Raw genomic sequence first — 19522 nt, forward strand, 5'->3', positions numbered from 1 at the left:
TCTGTTTTTCTATATCGGCGCTTATTTATTCTTTTTCAAGTCTTTTTTATAATTATTTATGCCATTTTCTCATGACAAATGCGTGACCAATTTGCATAAGAGAGGCTTTCGATTAAATGCTATTTTTTTAGCCATTTAATCATCATGGCGATTATTGTGCTGCCATATCTTCTAAAAAGCTAAGCAGCGCCTTTTCTTCGCATTGCTGATGGTTACGTGTGCGTCCACGGCGAGCATTCTTATAAGGCTCATAAAAATCGCCTGCCAAAAAGGATTCAATAATCACAGGATGAATGTAAGATGTACGGCATACGGCGGGCGTGTTGCCAAGCGCAGTGGAGACAGACTTGACCATATCGACCACCACTTGCTGGCGCAATTTGCTGTCAGGTTCGCTGGCAAGAATATCACTACTCGCGGGCGGGACGACTTTTTCGTCTATCGGGTTTTGCTCGGTGGGCAGGTTGCCTTGGCACGCGTGGTACAGATAATCGGCGGCCAGTACGCTTGCCATCCATGTGCGAAAGTCTTTGGCACTGTATAGCACGCCCGTTTCGCAGTCCAGGTGCTCGCGTACATAGTCATTAATATCGCTGCTATCCACGACTTGCTTATCACCACCCTCATCAAGATATTTAAAAATTTGATAGCCTGGCAGCTCTGAGCAAGCGTGAACAATCTCAATCAAGCGCTCGTCTTGCAGCTCAATATGGTGCTGCTTAGCACTTTTACCCACAAAATCAAACGCCAGCCCGTCTTCGGTCTCGCTCAGATGCTTACTGCGTAGCGTACTTAGCCCATAGCTTTTGTTTTGCTTGGCATAGCGGCTATTGCCGACACGGATTAATGTCGTTTCTAAAAGTTTCACCACCGCCGCCAATACGTTAGCGCGAGACAATGCCACTGCTTCCAAATCACGCTCAACCTGTGCGCGCAGACTGGGTAGCCCATGCCCAAAACCAATCATGGCATCGAACTTGGCTTTGTCGCGGGCGCTCTCCCAATCGGGATGATACAGATACTGCTTGCGCGCCTTGTCATCGCGTCCTGTGGACTGCAAATGTCCGTCTTCATGCTGACAAATCCACACCTGTGACCACATCGGCGGGATACCTAAGCCATCAAAACGTGCGCGCAATGCCTTATCTTTGACAGTGTTGCCATTAACATCGCGATAGCTAAAGCCGCGACCCCAGCGGCGGCGGGTATAGCCTGGCTCTTCGTCACTGACGTAGCGCAGGTTGGCACAGCGCGCCAAATATTCGTAATCGTGGCGCAGGTCGGTACTGGTTTGGGCGGTGGTGGTACTCATAAATGGCTCTAGTAATGGTTATTAAGATAGTTGTTGTTATAAAAAAATTTAACCGCTTAGCATTGCTTAACTTTTAAAAGACGTTCGTTTAAAAAGTAGAAATAAGACAAGCCATAACGCGACGATAATATGAGCATAAGGCGTTCATGCTTATGATGCTGTTTGTTTGCCAGCGGCAATATGTAATACTGTGTAAGCTTGTCACCAACCCTCAACATTAAACCCATAAAGAAGAGAAATGCCATGACTGCTACGCCTGAGATACGGCCATTGACTGCTGATGATTTTGAAACTTGGCAGACGCTATGGCATAACTATTTGCGCTTTTATGATACCGACTTGCCAGCGGAAACAACGGTTGCGACATGGCGCAAAATTGTGGATACAGACAGTGCTATTTTTGGTTTTGGCGCGTGGCGAATAAAACCGAGATGGTGCAATACCGCAAGGATTTATAATTAAGGCGCTGCTTTACGAGCAGCATAAAAAAACGCCAAACCCGTGTGAGTTTGGCGTTTGTTGTTTTGAGCTATTTGTCTACTTATTTATTCACCATAGGTACACAAGTAAGCCGTTTCGACATCTACTTTAACACCGAAGCTTTTATTGGCTTCAACATTAAACTGCTCACCAGCATTAAAGGTCTGCCAGTCGTCTGTATCAGGCAGCTTTACGGTCAGTGCGCCGCTGACGACAGTCATGGTTTCAAATTCACTCGTATCAAATTCATATTCGCCAACACTCATCACGCCCACAGTGGCGGGCTTGCTGGTGGTTTGAAAGGCGATAGAGGTCACACGGTTGTTAAAGTATTGGTTCACACGAGGCATGGTCTGTCCTTAGAAATAGTCATTAGGGCGTGTTGCTCTGTCATTTTTACGCTATCACAGCCGTTTTGTCACCTATATTTTTTACCTGTTTTTAATAAAGCGATACGCTAAGCACAAACCTTTGGCACTGACCTTTATAATTATAGCCCCGCTTTTAGGCTCGCGACAATAAATTGATCAAGGTTGCCATCCAGCACCGCGCCTGTATTTGAGGTCTCAACCCCTGTACGCAAGTCTTTAATACGCGAGTCGTCCAAGACGTACGAGCGAATCTGACTGCCCCAACCGATATCCGACTTGCTGTCTTCTAATGCTTGCTGTTTTTCCATGCGTTTTTGCATTTCTAATTCATACAGCTTGGCGCGTAGCATTTTCATCGCGGTGTCTTTGTTGGCGTGCTGACTGCGCTCATTCTGACAGGCGACGACCACACCCGATGGCATGTGGGTGATACGTACCGCAGAATCTGTGGTGTTCACGTGCTGACCACCCGCGCCCGATGAACGATAAGTATCAATGCGCAAATCGGCAGGATTGATATCAATCTCGACATTGTCATCAATCTCAGGCGACACAAACACGGCAGAAAATGAGGTATGACGGCCATTGTTACTGTCAAACGGTGACTTGCGCACGAGGCGATGCACGCCAATCTCAGTACGTAACCAACCAAAGGCATAATCGCCCTTAATCGCAAGGGTTGCCGACTTAATGCCCGCCACGCTACCTGCCGAAACTTCGATCACATCGACCTTAAAGCCGTGCGATTCCGCCCAGCGCGTGTACATACGCAATAGCATTTCTGCCCAATCTTGCGCCTCGGTGCCGCCACTTCCTGACTGAATGTCTAAGTAGCAGTCATTGGCGTCCATCTCGCCGCTAAACATACGGCGGAACTCTAGCTCCGCCAGCTGTTCTTCTGCACCATCCAGCTCACTATCAACATCGGTCAGTAACGATTCGTCTTCGGCTTCTACTGCCAGCTCCAGCATGGCATTGGCATCGTTTAGGCTGTCTTCGAGCGAAGTCACTACCCCGATGACGCTGTCTAGCTGGCTTTTTTCTTTACTGATTTTTGCCGCACGCTCAGGGTCGTTCCACAGCTCAGGATTTTCTAGCTCTAAGTTGACTTCTTCTAGGCGCTCTTGCTTGCCATCTAAGTCAAAGATACCCCCGAAGGTCTTGCCCGCGGGCGCTTAAATCTTTGATACGTTCTTGATACTGATTGATTTCCATAACACTTCCTAATGTCAGTCAAGGCACTGACTTTGCCATAAAAAATAAATAATATAGGCTAACAATACACAGCCCAAAGCTAGTAACTCGCTATATCGCCCAGTCTTCAACCGCCCAGCGATGTGCCAAGGCGTGCGCGTGTAGCACCTCATCAGGCGACACACAGACAGGTACATCCGCCCATTCTAATAGCGGCAAGTCGTTTTTGGAGTCCGAATAGGCGTAAGTTTTTGCGTAGTTCACGCCCGCCTCGCGCTTATTGTTTAGCCATTTTTCTAAATGATACAGCTTGTCCGCCTGAAAGTTGGGCTTGTCCGTGAGCTTACCTGTATAGCGGTTGTCTTTGATTTCAAGCGGCGTCGCCAATACATTGGCTGCCATAATATCAAAACGCGCCGCGATTGCCGATACCACAAAGTCATTGGTCGCCGAGATAATCACCACATCATGTCCGCGCTCTAGGTGACTTTTAATCGCCGCGACGGCTTGCGGGCGGATATGCGGCTCGATGTCCTGCTGGATATAGTCCTCACGCAGCGCGTGCAAACGCGCCATCGGCAAGGTGGTCAAAAACTGCGCCACAAACTCATTGTACTCGGTTGCATCGAGCGTGCCTTCGATATATTGCTCATAAAAGGCTTGGTTTGCGGTGCGGTATTCGGCTTCATCAACCAGACCGTTTTTGACGATATACTCGCCCCAAAGGTAGTCGCTATCGACATCGAGCAAGGTATGGTCAAGGTCAAACAAAGCCAGCTCGGGTTGGCTGGCTTCGGTCGTGGTCATGGGTTTAGCGGTTGGCTCGATGGTTGACTTGGTCGCTTGCGTCATAACGTTCCTATATAAAGTATAAAAATAAAAAGGATAAAATAAACAATAAGAGTAAAAGCAATAAAAAAGCACAAGTTAACATAGTCAAATTCAAACCATGCATTGGAATAAGGACACTCGATTAAACGCTATTTTTCTTGCTTACTGTGACTACGCCTTTTGATGCTACGAAAAAAAGCGTTTAATCTCGTTATACCTTTGTATGAAAATTTGACTCTATAAAATAATAAAAAGGCAAAAGGTGTTTAATAAGAAAAGCAGCGTGCTATTCGTTAGGCAGCGCCACTTCAGTCAAATGCTGGCTAAAGTCTTGCCCACGCTTGGCATAATGCGCGGCAGACAGCTTGAGCTGTTCAACTTGCTCATCAGTTAAGGTTTTGACCACTTTGGCAGGCGCGCCCATCACCAATGAATTGTCAGGAATCACTTTACCTTCGGTCACGAGCGCCTTAGCACCAATGATACAATTTTTGCCAATTTTAGCATTATTTAATATCACCGCGCCGATACCAATCAGGCTGTTGTCCCCAATCTCACAACCGTGCAGCATCGCCATGTGCCCCACCGTCACCCCTGCCCCAATCTGCATTTCAATGCCCGCGTCGGTATGAATCACGGTGTTTTCTTGAATATTGGTATTGTCGCCGACATGAATGCGCGCATTGTCACCGCGTATCATCACGCCAAACCAAATGCTGACCTGATGCCCCAAATACACATCACCAATCACGCGCGCGCTGTCAGCAACAAAGCCTTGAAATGGCGTAGCAAACTGTGGGGTCTTATCCTTATATTGAAGTATCATAACTTGTCCTTGTTGGTGCTTATTGGCTCGGGCGTATTGAACACTATTTAAAAATAAATGCGCCTTATCGCCCTTTTTTTGCAAATACACAGTATAGTAACGCGCTAGACGCCGCCCTATATGGTGCACTTATCTATATTTGATAGAGCCGCTATAAATGCCTTTATAAATAGTGACAGTATAGCGCCATGCGGGTACAGATGATAGACAGACCATAACGAGTGACCATCATGCCCAGACCGTTTTTTTCGACCATAGCTTCTCACACCTCAATTTCTTATCTTTCGCATGCCACTTTTACTTCTGTTGTGCCCGCTACTTTGCTGGCCTCTTCGCTATTTTTAAGTATAGAGACGCAAGCGGCATCGGATATTGAGCGTGCAGGCGATGTGCTGGCGCTGACCATTCCCGCTGTAGCCTATGGCAGCACCTACTATATGGATGACAAAACAGGGCGTACGCAGTTTTATAAAGCGTTTGCCGCGAATGTGGCGACGACTTATGCCCTAAAAACTGTGGTGGATAAAGAGCGCCCTGATGGCAGCGACAACGACTCGTTTCCCTCAGGACATACTGCGCTTGCCTTTGGCGGGGCAAGTTTTATTCATAAACGCTATGGGCTTGAATACAGCATTCCTGCCTATGTGGGCGCCGCCTTTGTCGGCTACAGCCGTGTTCATGCGGACAAACACGACACTACCGATGTACTGGTAGGGGCGGCGATTGGCGGCTTAACGAGCTTTTACGTGACACCGTATGAGCGTGATGGGCTGAGCGTTGCGCCCAATATCGCACCCGATTACTATGGATTCGTGGCACATTATGAGTTTTAAGAAAAATTTAACCGCCAAGCTCATATTCAAAGCTAGCCCTAATCGTAAAAGTTTAGTATAATGCGCAAAATCTGTGCCTAAGCGAGCGGACATGATGCGACTTACTCTTCACCACTTGGTGATTTTTGTAGTTCTCATTCAGATGTCTTCTCGCTTTTTTGTGGAAAATTTTTGCCTTTTGGGCGATTTTTCGTTCATTTTTTAAGCAAAAATTTGGCACAAATGCTCGGGCACTTACCTATCATAACGGAGGCAAACCTTGAATTCATCGGCAGATATACAAGCAATTTTGGCACTAGCAGATGGTACAATTTTTCGTGGTGTGAGTATCGGTAGCCGTGGTCATCGTGTCGGTGAGGTCGTATTTAATACAGCCATGACAGGGTACCAAGAAATACTGACCGACCCAAGTTATGCCCGCCAGTTGGTCACCTTGACCTATCCGCATATTGGTAACACTGGTACCAACAGTGAAGACAGCGAATCTGGCAACACCCATAAAGTATGGGCAGAAGGTCTGATTATCCGTGATGCCACTATGGCAACCTCAAGCTTTCGTAACACCGAATCATTAACCGATTACCTCACGCGCAATGACACGGTCGCGATTGCCGATATCGACACCCGTAAGCTGACGCGTATCCTACGTGATCAAGGGGCACAGCATGGCTGCATCATGACCCCAGCCGAAGGCAACACCATCACCTCTGATGACGAGCAAAAAGCGATTGAATTGGCAAAAGGCTTTGCGGGTCTATCAGGTATGGACTTGGCAAAAGAATGCTGCGACCCTGATGGCTTTGAGTGGACAGAAGGTACGTGGGAGCTGTCAGATACCCTACTCAACCGTGATGTTGAAGGCAGCTTTGACACAGATACGGGCGGCTTTTTTAAACAGCTTGGCAAACACATCGACGAAAAATACAACGTCGTTGCCTACGACTTTGGCACCAAAACCAACATCCTACGCATGCTCGTTGACCGCGGCTGCCGCGTGACGGTCGTGCCTGCCGAGACGCCAATCGCTGACGTACTGGCGATGAATCCAGACGGCATCTTCTTATCAAATGGCCCTGGTGACCCAGCAGCCTGTAGCTATGCGATTGACAACGTGCGTCACATCATCGAAAGCACCGATATTCCGACCTTTGGTATCTGCTTAGGCCATCAGCTCGTTGGTCTTGCCAGCGGCGCGAACACCATGAAGATGAAAACAGGTCACCACGGTGCCAACCATCCTGTACAAGATGTGGACGCAGGCACGGTGATGATTACCAGCCAGAACCACGGCTTTGCGGTTGATGAAGCGACTTTACCAAACAATGTCAAATCAACGCACCGTTCATTGTTCGATGGTACTAACCAAGGCATCGAGCTGACCAACAAGCCTGTCTTTAGCTTCCAAGGTCACCCAGAAGCCAGCCCAGGTCCACACGACTGCGCGCCATTATTTGATCGCTTTATTACCTTGATGGAAGCAGCAAAAACAGAACAAGCATAAGCGTATGCGGTCATTATCTGCCTAGCGGATAGGACGACAGACAGGCGCGGTACACCCTATCGCGCCTGTTATGCCGCACCTAGCAGATAACCAAGTACCGTGACTTCTTTTTTTCATACTTATTTTTTTAATATTTAACGAAGGTTGCCACAACTATGCCAAAACGTACCGACATAAAAAGCATTCTTATCATTGGCGCAGGCCCTATCGTCATCGGTCAGGCGTGTGAGTTTGACTATTCAGGCGCACAGGCGTGTAAAGCACTGCGTGAAGAGGGTTACCGCGTTATTTTGGTCAACTCAAACCCTGCGACCATCATGACTGATCCTGTCATGGCAGACGCCACCTACATCGAGCCAATCACTTGGCAGACGGTTGAGCAAATTATCGCCAAAGAGCGTCCAGACGCAATTCTGCCCACCATGGGTGGTCAGACGGCACTAAACTGCGCGCTTGAATTAGACAAGCACGGCGTCTTAACCAAATACAACTGCGAGCTGATTGGCGCGACCAAAGACGCCATCGAAATGGCAGAAGACCGCGACCTATTTGACAAAGCGATGAAGCGTATCGGTCTTGAGTGCCCACGCGCTGAAGTTGCTGAGACCATGGAAGAAGCCTTTGCTACCCAAGCAAAAATGGGCTATCCGTGTATCATTCGTCCATCATTTACCATGGGCGGCTCAGGCGGCGGTATCGCGTACAACCGTGACGAGTTCATCGAGATTTGTGAGCGCGGCTTTGATTTATCACCGACCCATCAGCTACTCATCGATGAATCGCTCATCGGCTGGAAAGAGTACGAGATGGAAGTGGTTCGTGACAAAAACGACAACTGCATCATCATCTGTGCCATCGAAAACTTTGACCCCATGGGCGTGCACACAGGCGACTCAATCACCGTTGCCCCAGCGCAAACCTTGACCGACAAAGAATATCAAATCATGCGTAACGCCTCACTCGCGGTACTGCGTGAAATTGGTGTCGAGACTGGCGGCTCAAACGTACAGTTCGGTCTGAACCCAAAAACAGGTCGTATGGTCGTCATCGAGATGAACCCACGTGTATCACGTTCATCGGCACTGGCCTCAAAAGCGACAGGCTTCCCTATTGCCAAAATCGCTGCAAAATTGGCAGTAGGCTATACGCTAGATGAGCTACAAAACGACATCACTGGCGGCAAAACCCCAGCAAGCTTCGAGCCTGCGCTTGACTATGTTGTGACTAAGATTCCACGCTTTAACTTCGAAAAATTCTCAAAAGCGGACAACGTGCTATCAACGCAGATGAAATCTGTAGGCGAAGTCATGGCAATTGGTCGTAACTTCCAAGAGTCCATGCAAAAAGCGCTACGCGGCATGGAAACAGGCGCAAACGGCTTTGATGAGCAAATCGACTTTGCCAAAGTCAGCAAAGACGCAGCGCGCACTGAAATCACCAACCGCCTAACCTTGCCAACGCCTGAGCGTATCTTTTATGTTGCAGATGCGTTCCGCGTGGGCATGAGCGTCGATGACGTGTTTAATTACACCAAAATCGACCCATGGTTCTTGGTACAAATCGAGGACATCGTAAAAAGTGAAGCGGCAGTCAAAACCCTTGGCTTTGGTGGTCTAAATGCAGACAACCTACGCAGCTTTAAACGTAAAGGTCTGTCTGACTTGCGTCTTGCTGAACTGCTTGGCGTCTCGCAAAAACAGCTTCGTCAAAAGCGCTGGGACTTGGGCGTCTATCCTGTATACAAGCGCGTCGATACCTGCGCCGCAGAATTTGCGACCAGCACCGCGTATATGTACTCAACCTATGACGAAGAGTGCGAAGCAAACCCAACCGACAAGAAAAAAATCATGGTCATCGGCGGTGGTCCAAACCGTATCGGTCAAGGCATTGAGTTTGACTACTGCTGTGTACACGCGGCACTTGCCATGCGTGAAGACGGCTTTGAAACCATCATGGTCAACTGTAACCCTGAAACGGTATCAACCGACTATGACACCTCTGACCGTCTGTACTTTGAGCCAATCACGCTAGAAGACGTGCTAGAGATTGTCCGTGTTGAAAACCCAGACGGCGTTATTGTCCAGTTCGGTGGTCAGACGCCACTAAAACTGGCACGCGCACTGGAATCTGCGGGCGTAAAAATCATCGGTACCAGCCCAGACGCTATCGACCGCGCTGAAGACCGTGAGCGCTTCCAACACATGATTCAGCAGCTGAACCTAACCCAGCCATCCAACGCGCTAGCGACCAGCTTTGAAGATGGTTTGGTAAAAGCCAAAGACGTGGGCTACCCACTCGTTGTCCGTCCTTCTTACGTCTTAGGCGGTCGTGCGATGGAAATCGTCTATAACGAAGACGAGCTAAAGCACTACTTGCGCACTGCCGTACAAGCGTCAAATGAAGCGCCTGTGTTACTTGACCGCTTCTTAGATGACGCCATCGAAGTTGACGTTGACTGCGTCAGTGACGGTAAAAACGTCGTTATCGGCGGTATCATGCAGCATATCGAACAGGCAGGCGTCCACTCAGGCGATTCAGCATGTTCATTGCCACCATACTCGCTATCAGACGAGCTGTGTGACGTGATGCGCGCGCAAACTGTTGCCATGGCAAAAGAGCTTGGCGTGGTTGGTTTGATGAACGTACAGTTCGCAGTAAAAGGCGAAACCGTATACATCCTTGAAGTGAACCCACGCGCCGCGCGTACCGTACCGTATGTATCAAAATGCATAGGCACGTCACTGGCGCAGGTTGCTGCCCGCTGCATGGCTGGCTCTAGCCTAGAAGAACAAGGCTTTACCGCAGAGATTAAACCATCATTCTACGCGGTCAAAGAAGCGGTATTCCCGTTTGCCAAGTTCCCTGGCGTTGACCCTATCCTAAGCCCAGAGATGAAATCAACTGGCGAAGTGATGGGCGTGGGCAAAACCTTTGGCGAAGCTTTCTACAAAGCCATCATCGGCAGTAACGAGCGTCTGCCAGGCTTGCCTGTTGACGGCGAGACCAAAACCGTCTTTATCTCTGTACGTGACAGCGACAAAGCGCAAATCCCAGCGGTTGCGAAGCAATTGGCAGATTATGGCTTTAAACTGGTCGCGACCGAAGGCACGCAAAAAGCCATCGAAGCCGAAGGCATCGAGTGTGCGCGTATCAACAAGGTCACCGAAGGTCGTCCGCACATCGTTGACGCGCTAAAAAATGGTCAGATTGATTTAATCATCAACACCACCGAAGGCAAGCAGGCACAAGAGGACTCGTTCTCTATCCGCCGCAGTGCGCTACAAGGTAAAGTGTTCTATGTGACCACGCTTGGCGCGGCTGATGCGGTCTGTAAGTCATACGCCATCGACTTGCCATTTGAAGTCTACAAACTTCAAGACCTACATGCACAAGCAGAAACTGCTGAGTAAGTGTAAAATAAAACGTCTGTTACTGGCAGTAGAATCATTGTTTTATTCTACTCTCAGGGATTAAAAACAGACGTTATACTATGCCCTGATATCATTTTGCTATCGGGGCATTTTTAATTTTATAAGACTCAAAATACTTACAATCTTTTACCCATATTGCCGCTCAGCCCCTTGCTTAGCAGCACCGCATACAGGTAGAATAAATGGATTGTTGTAAACCTTATTACGCAAAACATGCCCTATTTGAATGCTATCAAACATTCTAACCATTGGTGTTTTTGCAATAAAAATACAAACATAATGATTTTTTGACCACAAAAACGCCCAGTTTCTTGGGCGTTTTTGTTATCGTGCGTCTATAATTTTGGCAACCTACTTAACCTACTGTCGGTTGCTGATTGTATGATTTATGCGCGCTGTATCGCGCCAAAAACCTGATTTATACCATTGAACCAAAGCAATTAAAGGACATCACATGCAACGCTACCCTATGACCCCGCAAGGACACGCGACTCTAGAAGCTGAGCTCAAGCAGCTCAAAAGTGTCGACCGTCCACGTATCACTGCCGCCATCGCTGAAGCACGCGAACACGGCGACTTAAAAGAAAACGCCGAATATCATGCCGCCCGTGAGCAGCAAGGATTCTGCGAAGCGCGTATCCGTGACATCGAAGCCAAGCTCGGTGGCGCACAGATCATTGACCCAACGACCTTACCTCAAGAAGGACGCGTGGTCTTCGGCGTGACCGTTGTCATCGAAAACATGGACACCGAAGAAGAAAAACGCTACAAAATCGTTGGCGATGACGAAGCCGACTTTAAAGCGGGCAAAATCTCAGTAAACTCACCTATCGCTCGCGGCTTGATTGGTAAGTTTGAAGGCGACGAAGTACGCATTCAAACCCCGAGCGGCACGGTAGAGTACGAAGTGATGGAAATCATTTACGAATAAAATTTTCGTCTGGTTAGGGCGTGCATTTATTTCAGAACTTGTGATAAACGTTTGAATTAGAGACACGCCCTGATTACATAATACTGCTTTTTTATCACGCCTTAATTACCGCATAATTTACGGTACGTCCCGTGTTAAACGTCTTGTGACCACTGATGCAGTGCTATCGTCATCAGCTTTTGCGCCCTCGTGTTTTGACATTGATAGTGTTAGGACACGGGGGTTTTCTGTGTCTATGTATGCAGATTTTATCTTATTTACGTTGTTTTTCCATGCTTGGGTTTCGTTATTTAGGAGTTTGTTATGATGATGTCTTCTGTTTTATCACGTTCTACGCGTATCACTGCCCCCTTAAGCGCCTTATTCGCCGCTATGCTAAGCATCAGCGCATACGCTGCCACCGAAGTGTACGTAACCCCCAATGTCGGCGGCACAACCACCGTGATCGAGCAGCACTCAGATGGCTCGGTATCAACCATCAGCGCCTCGCCCAGCGGTATTACCATGCGTGATGGTATGCCCTATTCGGTCACGACCATCAACACCACACCGCGCTATAGCATCCGTCAAGGGGCGACCACGGCTATGACCTTGCCCGCACCTGTGACCGTTGCCCCGACTGTGGTTGCTGCGCCAGCGGTGACAGTCACGCCAGACACCACCGTTATGACGCCCGTGACCACAGTTGCGCCGCCTGTTATCACGACAGCGCCCGCAGTGACCACCGTTTCGATTGACACTTTGCAGTTGCAGCCGACCTTTAGCACGCCAAATGTGGTTAATGCCAATACCAAGATTATGAAAATTTTAAAAAATAGTGATGGACGTGATGTCGCTGTGCCTGCCAATCACATCGCCCCTGGTGACGTGATTGAATACCGCACCACCTATACCAATACCAGCGCGCAACCGATTAGCAATGTCAATGCAACCGTTGCCCTACCGAGCAATGTTCAACTGGTCTCTTTAAATAGCCCGCTACCGACACTTGCTACCACGGGCAATGGCTATCAGACCATCCAGCAGATGGGCAACACCACGGTGATTCAAGAGAACTATTCTGGACTGCGCTGGGATTTGGCAAACGTGACCACGGACGCACCGCAAACGGTGGTGATTCGTGCAAAAGTACAGTAGGTTTTAAGGATTTAATACCATATTATTAAGTCAATCATAGTGTACTAGAAGAAGGCTTTGTACGTTTTAAAATAACGGAAAAAGCCTTTTTTGTTTGCTAAAAATACATTTTTATAATCAGAATTTTGCTATAGTGCTGATAATTAAAAACAAATATCTGGTTATTATTTGCATGTATAGAGTGACTTCTTTTTGTTCATTGATCTTCATAATTTACGGTTGTATTTTGAGTTCCACTTCTTGGGCGAAATCCACTGAACCAGAATTTGACAATAGCTTTTATATATCAAAAATTTGCACTTCTTATATGACTCAAAATGACGCTGAATATTGCGACGATGGGTATATTCTTAAAAGCGAAACATTAGCAAATGGTCAAACCAAAGAAACCGTCTTAATGGATGAAATTGGTGCTTACGGTTGGAATCATATTTCTATTAATAAAATTGACACTGAGACTTATCACGTCTATGTTGGCTGCGGTACTTCGTGCGGTGCAAATATGCTATTTGGTCGTGACAGTAAGGAGCAAGACTTTGGTCTATACTTTGATCGTCATGCAAACAGTCGATGTACTATTGAATACGATAATGACAAAAAACAATGGGTTGCGCGTCGTTTCTTTTCTAATAAAGAAAGTTTGTTGCCTTCGACCTATGACCCTGATACATTTGCGTTTGCCGCTTATCCCAAATATCGTGTTGAGTTTGACCAAAAAGGACGTCTTATTGTCAAAGAAAATTTCTCAGATGAAGTGATTCAAACGTTGCCCAATCCCTGCGACCACTAACGCGATAGGATACGATGATTTATAAATAGGAAACATATGAATTATTACTTATCCCAGTTAAAATGGATTATTAATGCTTTAGCTTTAGATCCAAAGCAGTTATATAAATTGTTACCAGTAGGAGATTTTGTCCCTCTTGAACTAGTACAACAATATGAAGGGGTGGTAGATGAAGACTTATCTAACATCCAATGTATTTTATCTGCTGATCAACTTAAGGAAATTGAACCTTTAAATACCTATCTATATATGATCATACAGAAAGAAGAATTGGCAGACTGCTGGTACGATAATAACTTTGTCTATAGTCCAGAATGGCAAGTCCTACATACGATGGCAAAAGATTTTGAACAGTATATGGGCTGGCAGATATCAGAACCACTACCGCCGTTGTATAGCCAAGTTATTGATGTAAGCGACGGCTTAGCGCAACGATTTTTACTATTCCAACCCATTTATACAGCGCTTCAGTTTATAAAGCGACGTTTCAAATAAAGCTTTCATACTGCTTCAATACATCCATACCCCTTACCACAAGCGACACCAGATGTCGTTTTATTTTTACCAATTTTTCTTATTTTACAATCACTTATCCTATTTTTGATAAAATAAAGGTTATAAAAACGCGAACAATAATGACCACTGACGCGATAGGATACGATTATGGCAGCCATCAATTATGAACGATTGCAAGGCAAGCTCAATATTTTGGCAGATGCGGCAAAATACGACGTGTCTTGCTCCTCCTCTGGCAGTACGCGCAAAAACCAAGGGGACAGCTTGGGCAATGCCGCACAATCGGGCATTTGTCACAGCTACACCGAAGACGGGCGCTGCGTCAGTTTGCTCAAGATTTTATTGACCAATCACTGTATCTACGACTGCGCTTATTGCACGTCACGGCGTAGCCACGACACGCCGCGCGCTGCCTTTACGGTTGAAGAAGTGGTCGAGCTGACCATGCAGTTTTATCGCCGCAACTATATTGAGGGGCTGTTTTTAAGCTCAGGTATTTTTAAAAATGGCGACTACACTATGGAGCGTTTGGTTGAGGTGGCGCGCCTGTTGCGTGAGCGCGAGCGTTTTAACGGCTATATCCACTTAAAGACCATTCCCGGCTGCTCGCCTGAACTGCTCAAACAAGCGGGACAATACGCCGATCGCTTGAGCGCCAATATCGAGATACCCACCAAGTCAGGGCTGGCATTGCTCGCGCCCGAAAAGTCACACGAGCAGCTCAAGCAGCCGATGGAAACCATCACCGAAGAAATCATCACCATCCGTGACAGCCAAAAAAAGCACAAAAAAGCGCCCGCCTTTGCGCCCGCAGGTCAGACCAGTCAGATGATTGTCGGTGCGGGTAAGGAGACGGACTTGCAGATTATCCAGCTCTCCAGCCACTTTTATCAGCGCTATGACTTAAAGCGTGTGTACTATTCAGGCTATGTGCCGATGCTGAGTGACAAGCGCTTGCCCGCCATTGGTACGCCTGTACCGATGGTGCGCGAGAACCGCCTGTACCAAGCCGATTGGTTAATGCGCTTTTATGGTTTTGGTGCGCATGAGATTGTCGAGAGCGATGCGCCTTTTTTGGACTTGGATTGCGACCCTAAGCTTGCGTGGGCGATACGTCATCGCGCGCATTTTCCTGTCAATATTCAGACTGCGCCCTATGAGATGATTGTGCGTATCCCTGGGATTGGCGTAAAGACGGCAAAGAAAATCTTAAAAGCGCGCAAATTTAATCAATTAACGCTTGAGCACCTTAAAAAGATGGGCGCGGCGGTCAATCGCGCCAAGTACTTTATTGCCTTAAACGGTAAAAACGAGCATTTAAAACACTTAACCCGTGAGAACTTTCGCCAATATGTGCTCGCGCAAACGCAGACCAAATTTGCCGACCAGCGAAACGGTCAGTTGGCATTGTTTTGATACAGTTATGTTTTTACAAAATTGGCATAGCAAGATTAAGCAGTATTTTGCGCAGCATCAAAAGACGTAGTCACAGCAAGCAAAAAAAATATCGCTTAATCGAGGATGTTTACTTAAGTGTTAGAAGGACGCGCGTATGACTGAACTGACCCACATCCAGCCAACCGTGGTCACTTATGAGCCATGCTTTGAGGGCTGGCTGAGCGCAGTATTTGCGGTGTATGCCAATCACTGGCAGGACAATGAGGCGCTGCGCCTGATGACGCCTGAGGATTTTGTGCCCTCCTTGCTCGATACTGTGATTCATGTACCGATTGATGAAGACAATGCGGCGCGGGTGTTTAAGCGCTTAGAAAAACAGCTTAGGCCATCGGGCATGCGCCAGCTGCTGTGGGGACTACTCTCTGAGCAGCCCAATATCGGCACATGCCTGCTGCGTATCGTGCACTACGCGCTGGCCTACCCCAAACGCGACATCATGCAGGACTTGGGCAATATGGACGTTTTGACTTTTGCGCAGACGGTCAAATCGGTGGGACGCGAAAAGCACCGTATGGAAGCTTTTGTGCGCTTTGAGCATACCACAGAGGACATTTATTTTGCCCGTATTGACCCTGATTTTAATGTACTGCCGCTGATTGGCAGTCATTTCCGCCAGCGTTATCAAGACCAAAACTGGGCGATTTATGACTTGCGCCGTGGCTATGGTATTTATTTTGATATGGCGCAGAGCACGCCAAAACGCCTTGCGCCACTACAGACCATCAGTGATATTGATGAGCAGGTATTGCGCGCCCCAAGCAGCATTCACAGCGCGGAGGAAGCGCGCTACCAGCGTTTTTGGCAAGGCTACTTTGCCAACGTGAATATCAAAGAGCGCAAAAATCCCAAATTGCACCGTCAATACTTGCCGCAGCGCTATTGGCGCTACTTGAGCGAAAAGCAAGTTGCACCCAATGCGGCGCATTTAGAAAAGCGGCGCGGCGTTTAAGGTTGAGTTTTTGCCGCTTTTACTTGACAATAGCGGTTTGATATTCGTTCTTTGAGACCTTGCCTTTATGAAAGTGATGCGCCTGCTATCGTCGCTCAAACATGATGAATCCGAACGCGGTATTTTTCATCTGGGGCGCGCTTTGGTCAAAAACGGGCATACTTCGATCATTGTGGCGAGCGCAAATGAGGATAACAATCTGGTCAAGCGCCTTGAGCGCGACGGCAACCTCTATCACCAGCTACATATCGGTAAAAAGTCTTGGCTGGCGCTCATGCAAGTGGCGCCGCTGCGTCATCTGATTGAGCAATACAGTCCCGACATCATCCATGTGCATTCGCGCACACCTGCATGGATACTGCATTTGGCACTGCGCCGCGCACGCGTCAAGCGTATGCCCAAGTTGGTCTCCACCATGTATGGCTTTTATCCGATTAATAAATATTCGCAAGCGCTGCTCGATGTTGATACCTTGATTACGGTATCCGATAGCGTGACGCAATATCTGTCCAAGCGCCTATACCGTGAGGACGCGCCGCCCAAACGCCTCAAGCATGTACGGCGTATCTATCGCGGAGTGGACACACGCCGCTATCCGTATCGGCACAACCCATCGGTGTATTGGCTACGGCGTACCTTTGCCGAACATCCTGAGCTTGAGCACAAAAAATGGCTGGTTTTTCCCACTATTATCGGCGCGGAATATGGGCAAGAGTGGCTGATTGATATTTTGGGCAATCTGCAAGAACAGTTTCCCAATTTGCACGCCGTGATTATGGATGATGACAAACGTGAAGGTGATGTGGCCTACGAAGACTTTTATCAGCGTACTGCCGCACTAGGGCTGGACAAGCGCATTACTTATGTCGGCTGCAAGCGTAATGACATGCGCGAATGGTTGGCGGCGGCAAACGTGGTGATGGCACTTGCCAATCAGCCTGAATCTATTGGTATCAATGCCCTACAGGCGCTGCATCTGGGCACGCCTGTCATTGGCTGGGATCAGGCGGCGTTTCATGAGATTTTGCAGCCACTCTACCCTCAAGGATTGGTCAAACAATACAACGCGCAAGCGCTATGTAAAGCGGTCAAGCATCAGCTCGATGGCGTCACTCGCCCGCAGATGACCACCAAATTTACGATGCGCCAAATGATTGACGAAACCTTGGAAGTGTATCAAGATCTGTATAACGAGCTGCAAGAAGAAGCACAAGCGTTCAAAGAGCAATACGCACTGCGGCGGCATAAGAAATAGTCGCTGTCAGTGCTATGGTCGAACGGTCAACACGCCCTAATACGTTGCAGGCGTATGCGCGCTGATAATGCGTGTGCGCTGGTTGCTCGGATTGATAAAGGTGTGCGGGTGTGAGGTATTAATGACATAACTGTCACCTTCGTTCAGCACATAAGTCGTATCATCAATACGAATCATGATTTGCCCTTCAATCACCGTGCCAATCTCTTCGCCTTCATGGGTGATTTTGTCTTCTGTTGAGCTGTTTGGCTCATACATTTCAATCAAAAATCCCAAATTTCGACTTGGGCTACAGTTATACACTTGCTTTAAAGACACGCGGCTGTTCGGCTCGCTCAGTTCAATCAAGTCGTTTTGCGTCACCACCACGCGGGGTTTGCGCTCTTTCCATTCATCACTAAAAAACGTTGCCAAGTCTGAACCCAGCACGTTTAAAATTGCTTTTAAAGTATTGATAGCAGGACTGACCTTGTTACGCTCAATCGCACTGATTGAGGTGTTGGTCAATCCTGCCATCCGTGCCAACTTACGCTGAGAAAACCCTTTAGCAAGGCGCAGCTGGTTGATTTTTTTACCCACATCTTCTTCATCAAATTCGACGTGCTCAGTGGGCGCTTCAGGCTTGCTCGCCTTGGCTTTCGGCGGTAGAACGGTGTTTTTTTCTTCTGGCATGATCAATAAATTCTCTAAACAAAAATTTGGACAACTCATCATTATCATAACTGACTTCTGGATGCCATTGTACACCAATCATGAAAGGATGTTGTGACAAACTGATGGCCTCGACCAAACCATCAGGAGCATGCGCCTCAACCGTAAGTCCATCGCCAACACGGTCGATTGCTTGCTTATGAAGCGAATTGACACGCCATGTCACCCCTTGGTCTTTCGTAAAGGCCGCCAAGCTGCCCGCCTCGTCTATCACCACATCATGTACCGGCTGATACTGTACGGCTTGTGGCGCGGTACTGTCTTCGAGGTGCTGCTCATAAAACGTCCCAACCGTACGCCAATCAGGATATAGCGTCCCGCCGAAATAAACATTCATCTCTTGTAGGCCGCGACAAATAGCGAGTAATGGCACGTCATTGTTTTTGGCGTGGTCGAGCAACTGAAAGCTGAGCGCATCACGGTCTAAATCTTCTTTTTCTTCAATATGCGTTGCACCATAACGCTTTGGCGATACGTTACTGTAGCTGCCTGTCAACACAATCCCATCGACCATCGGCATCAGCGCACTGAAGTTGTCCGCTTCGGCGGCTGTGTTGGGTAACAAAATCGTAATGCCGCCATGAAACTCTATGGCATCAATATATTTTTGATATACCGTTTGCGAGGCTTGGTTGTCTACCATCTTATGACAGCAGACAACAGCGATGATGGGTTTGACTGGCTTCATAGTACCTATCCTTTTGATTTATAAGCATTAACCTTGCGCAATTAAGCAAAAACATTCCAACCTTAAGCGTCGTCATTGATACGCTAACGCCTCAAATCTAGCATAACTTCACTTAAAATGTAAAATATATATAACGATAAATTCTAAAAAATTTATTTATGTCGTATATAAATTACTAATACGAGTTTAAAAATAAAAATTGACATATATAAATTTCACCCATATATTGAGTATATGCTTATGCGAGATGGCTATAACCGTTGAGACTAAGACAAGCACAAGATTGACGGCTCATGGACAGACCATCT

At 47.5% G+C, this 19522-nt stretch carries 18 protein-coding genes; 11 read left to right on the top strand and 7 right to left on the bottom strand.

The features are described 5' to 3' along the window. Nucleotides 1-151 precede the first annotated feature (151 nt). On the bottom strand, nt 152-1312 hold the full coding sequence (locus JIE71_RS03115; protein WP_199507269.1) for a DNA topoisomerase IB: 1161 nt from the start codon (nt 1310-1312) through the stop codon (nt 152-154). 243 nt (nt 1313-1555) lie between these two features. Here JIE71_RS03115 and JIE71_RS03120 point away from each other — a divergent pair, with 243 nt between their 5' ends. Next, complete coding sequence (locus tag JIE71_RS03120; protein ID WP_199507270.1) at nt 1556-1774, top strand: hypothetical protein; 219 nt, start codon at nt 1556-1558, stop codon at nt 1772-1774. A gap of 83 nt (nt 1775-1857) precedes the next feature. On the opposite strand, the gene JIE71_RS03125 is transcribed toward JIE71_RS03120, so the two are convergent. The 4 genes from JIE71_RS03125 to JIE71_RS03140 form a co-directional block, all read right to left on the bottom strand. Further along, nucleotides 1858-2142: a pyrimidine/purine nucleoside phosphorylase gene (locus JIE71_RS03125; RefSeq protein ID WP_199507271.1), complete on the bottom strand. Its 285-nt coding sequence runs from the start codon at nt 2140-2142 to the stop codon at nt 1858-1860. Nucleotides 2143-2282: 140 nt separating this feature from the next. Further along, a protein-coding gene (gene prfB / locus JIE71_RS03130; RefSeq protein ID WP_199507272.1) for a peptide chain release factor 2 occupies nt 2283-3378 on the bottom strand; the annotation gives its coding sequence in 2 pieces (ribosomal slippage) (nt 2283-3305 and nt 3307-3378; 1095 coding nt in all). 90 nt (nt 3379-3468) lie between these two features. Further along, nucleotides 3469-4164 (bottom strand): HAD family hydrolase, encoded by a 696-nt coding sequence (locus JIE71_RS03135; RefSeq protein WP_199507306.1) that lies wholly within the window; start codon nt 4162-4164, stop codon nt 3469-3471. Between the two features lie 310 nt (nt 4165-4474). Further along, on the bottom strand, nt 4475-5014 hold the full coding sequence (locus JIE71_RS03140) for a gamma carbonic anhydrase family protein (protein WP_199507273.1): 540 nt from the start codon (nt 5012-5014) through the stop codon (nt 4475-4477). A 320-nt stretch (nt 5015-5334) separates the two neighbouring features. Between JIE71_RS03140 and JIE71_RS03145 the strand changes: the two genes are divergently transcribed. From JIE71_RS03145 to JIE71_RS03190, 10 genes are all read left to right on the top strand, one after another. Further along, nucleotides 5335-5847 (top strand): phosphatase PAP2 family protein, encoded by a 513-nt coding sequence (locus tag JIE71_RS03145; RefSeq protein WP_228284514.1) that lies wholly within the window; start codon nt 5335-5337, stop codon nt 5845-5847. Between the two features lie 259 nt (nt 5848-6106). Further along, nucleotides 6107-7348, top strand: coding sequence for a glutamine-hydrolyzing carbamoyl-phosphate synthase small subunit (carA, locus tag JIE71_RS03150; protein ID WP_199507275.1), 1242 nt, complete (start codon nt 6107-6109; stop codon nt 7346-7348). Nucleotides 7349-7503: 155 nt separating this feature from the next. Beyond that, a complete protein-coding gene (carB, locus tag JIE71_RS03155) occupies nt 7504-10758 on the top strand; it encodes a carbamoyl-phosphate synthase large subunit (RefSeq protein ID WP_199507276.1) in 3255 nt (1084 codons plus the stop codon). Nucleotides 10759-11233: 475 nt separating this feature from the next. Further along, a complete protein-coding gene (gene greA, locus JIE71_RS03160) occupies nt 11234-11710 on the top strand; it encodes a transcription elongation factor GreA (RefSeq protein WP_199507277.1) in 477 nt (158 codons plus the stop codon). Between the two features lie 303 nt (nt 11711-12013). Beyond that, nucleotides 12014-12847 (top strand): hypothetical protein, encoded by an 834-nt coding sequence (locus JIE71_RS03165; protein WP_228284515.1) that lies wholly within the window; start codon nt 12014-12016, stop codon nt 12845-12847. A gap of 226 nt (nt 12848-13073) precedes the next feature. After that, complete coding sequence (locus JIE71_RS03170; protein WP_199507278.1) at nt 13074-13637, top strand: hypothetical protein; 564 nt, start codon at nt 13074-13076, stop codon at nt 13635-13637. A gap of 36 nt (nt 13638-13673) precedes the next feature. Continuing rightward, nucleotides 13674-14132 (top strand): hypothetical protein, encoded by a 459-nt coding sequence (locus tag JIE71_RS03175; protein WP_199507279.1) that lies wholly within the window; start codon nt 13674-13676, stop codon nt 14130-14132. 168 nt (nt 14133-14300) lie between these two features. Then, on the top strand, nt 14301-15569 hold the full coding sequence (locus JIE71_RS03180; protein ID WP_199507280.1) for a putative DNA modification/repair radical SAM protein: 1269 nt from the start codon (nt 14301-14303) through the stop codon (nt 15567-15569). A 136-nt stretch (nt 15570-15705) separates the two neighbouring features. After that, entirely contained in the window at nt 15706-16560 is an 855-nt protein-coding gene (locus JIE71_RS03185) for a TIGR03915 family putative DNA repair protein (RefSeq protein ID WP_199507281.1), read from the top strand. A gap of 67 nt (nt 16561-16627) precedes the next feature. After that, nucleotides 16628-17815, top strand: a complete 1188-nt coding sequence (locus JIE71_RS03190; protein WP_199507282.1) for a glycosyltransferase — start codon at nt 16628-16630, stop codon at nt 17813-17815. Nucleotides 17816-17851: 36 nt separating this feature from the next. Here JIE71_RS03190 and puuR read toward each other — a convergent pair whose 3' ends face one another. Beyond that, complete coding sequence (gene puuR, locus JIE71_RS03195; protein WP_228284516.1) at nt 17852-18487, bottom strand: HTH-type transcriptional regulator PuuR; 636 nt, start codon at nt 18485-18487, stop codon at nt 17852-17854. Next, the gene (locus tag JIE71_RS03200) at nt 18432-19214 is read right to left on the bottom strand and encodes a gamma-glutamyl-gamma-aminobutyrate hydrolase family protein (protein WP_199507284.1); all 783 of its coding nucleotides are present in this window, start codon (nt 19212-19214) and stop codon (nt 18432-18434) included. The genes puuR and JIE71_RS03200 overlap by 56 nt, the downstream gene beginning before the upstream one ends. Nucleotides 19215-19522 lie beyond the last annotated feature (308 nt).

This window comes from Psychrobacter sp. bablab_jr014 (assembly GCF_016464015.1).
Taxonomy (GTDB): domain Bacteria; phylum Pseudomonadota; class Gammaproteobacteria; order Pseudomonadales; family Moraxellaceae; genus Psychrobacter.

Coding starts and splice junctions, on each gene's coding strand:
- JIE71_RS03200 (WP_199507284.1), bottom strand. CDS start 19,214: ATGAAGCCAGTCAAACCCATCATCGCTGTTGTCTGCTGTCATAAGATG.
- JIE71_RS03140 (WP_199507273.1), bottom strand. CDS start 5,014: ATGATACTTCAATATAAGGATAAGACCCCACAGTTTGCTACGCCATTT.
- JIE71_RS03180 (WP_199507280.1), top strand. CDS start 14,301: ATGGCAGCCATCAATTATGAACGATTGCAAGGCAAGCTCAATATTTTG.
- greA (WP_199507277.1), top strand. CDS start 11,234: ATGCAACGCTACCCTATGACCCCGCAAGGACACGCGACTCTAGAAGCT.
- carB (WP_199507276.1), top strand. CDS start 7,504: ATGCCAAAACGTACCGACATAAAAAGCATTCTTATCATTGGCGCAGGC.
- JIE71_RS03125 (WP_199507271.1), bottom strand. CDS start 2,142: ATGCCTCGTGTGAACCAATACTTTAACAACCGTGTGACCTCTATCGCC.
- JIE71_RS03175 (WP_199507279.1), top strand. CDS start 13,674: ATGAATTATTACTTATCCCAGTTAAAATGGATTATTAATGCTTTAGCT.
- JIE71_RS03120 (WP_199507270.1), top strand. CDS start 1,556: ATGACTGCTACGCCTGAGATACGGCCATTGACTGCTGATGATTTTGAA.
- puuR (WP_228284516.1), bottom strand. CDS start 18,487: ATGCCAGAAGAAAAAAACACCGTTCTACCGCCGAAAGCCAAGGCGAGC.
- JIE71_RS03115 (WP_199507269.1), bottom strand. CDS start 1,312: ATGAGTACCACCACCGCCCAAACCAGTACCGACCTGCGCCACGATTAC.
- JIE71_RS03185 (WP_199507281.1), top strand. CDS start 15,706: ATGACTGAACTGACCCACATCCAGCCAACCGTGGTCACTTATGAGCCA.
- JIE71_RS03165 (WP_228284515.1), top strand. CDS start 12,014: ATGATGATGTCTTCTGTTTTATCACGTTCTACGCGTATCACTGCCCCC.
- JIE71_RS03190 (WP_199507282.1), top strand. CDS start 16,628: ATGAAAGTGATGCGCCTGCTATCGTCGCTCAAACATGATGAATCCGAA.
- JIE71_RS03135 (WP_199507306.1), bottom strand. CDS start 4,164: ATGACCACGACCGAAGCCAGCCAACCCGAGCTGGCTTTGTTTGACCTT.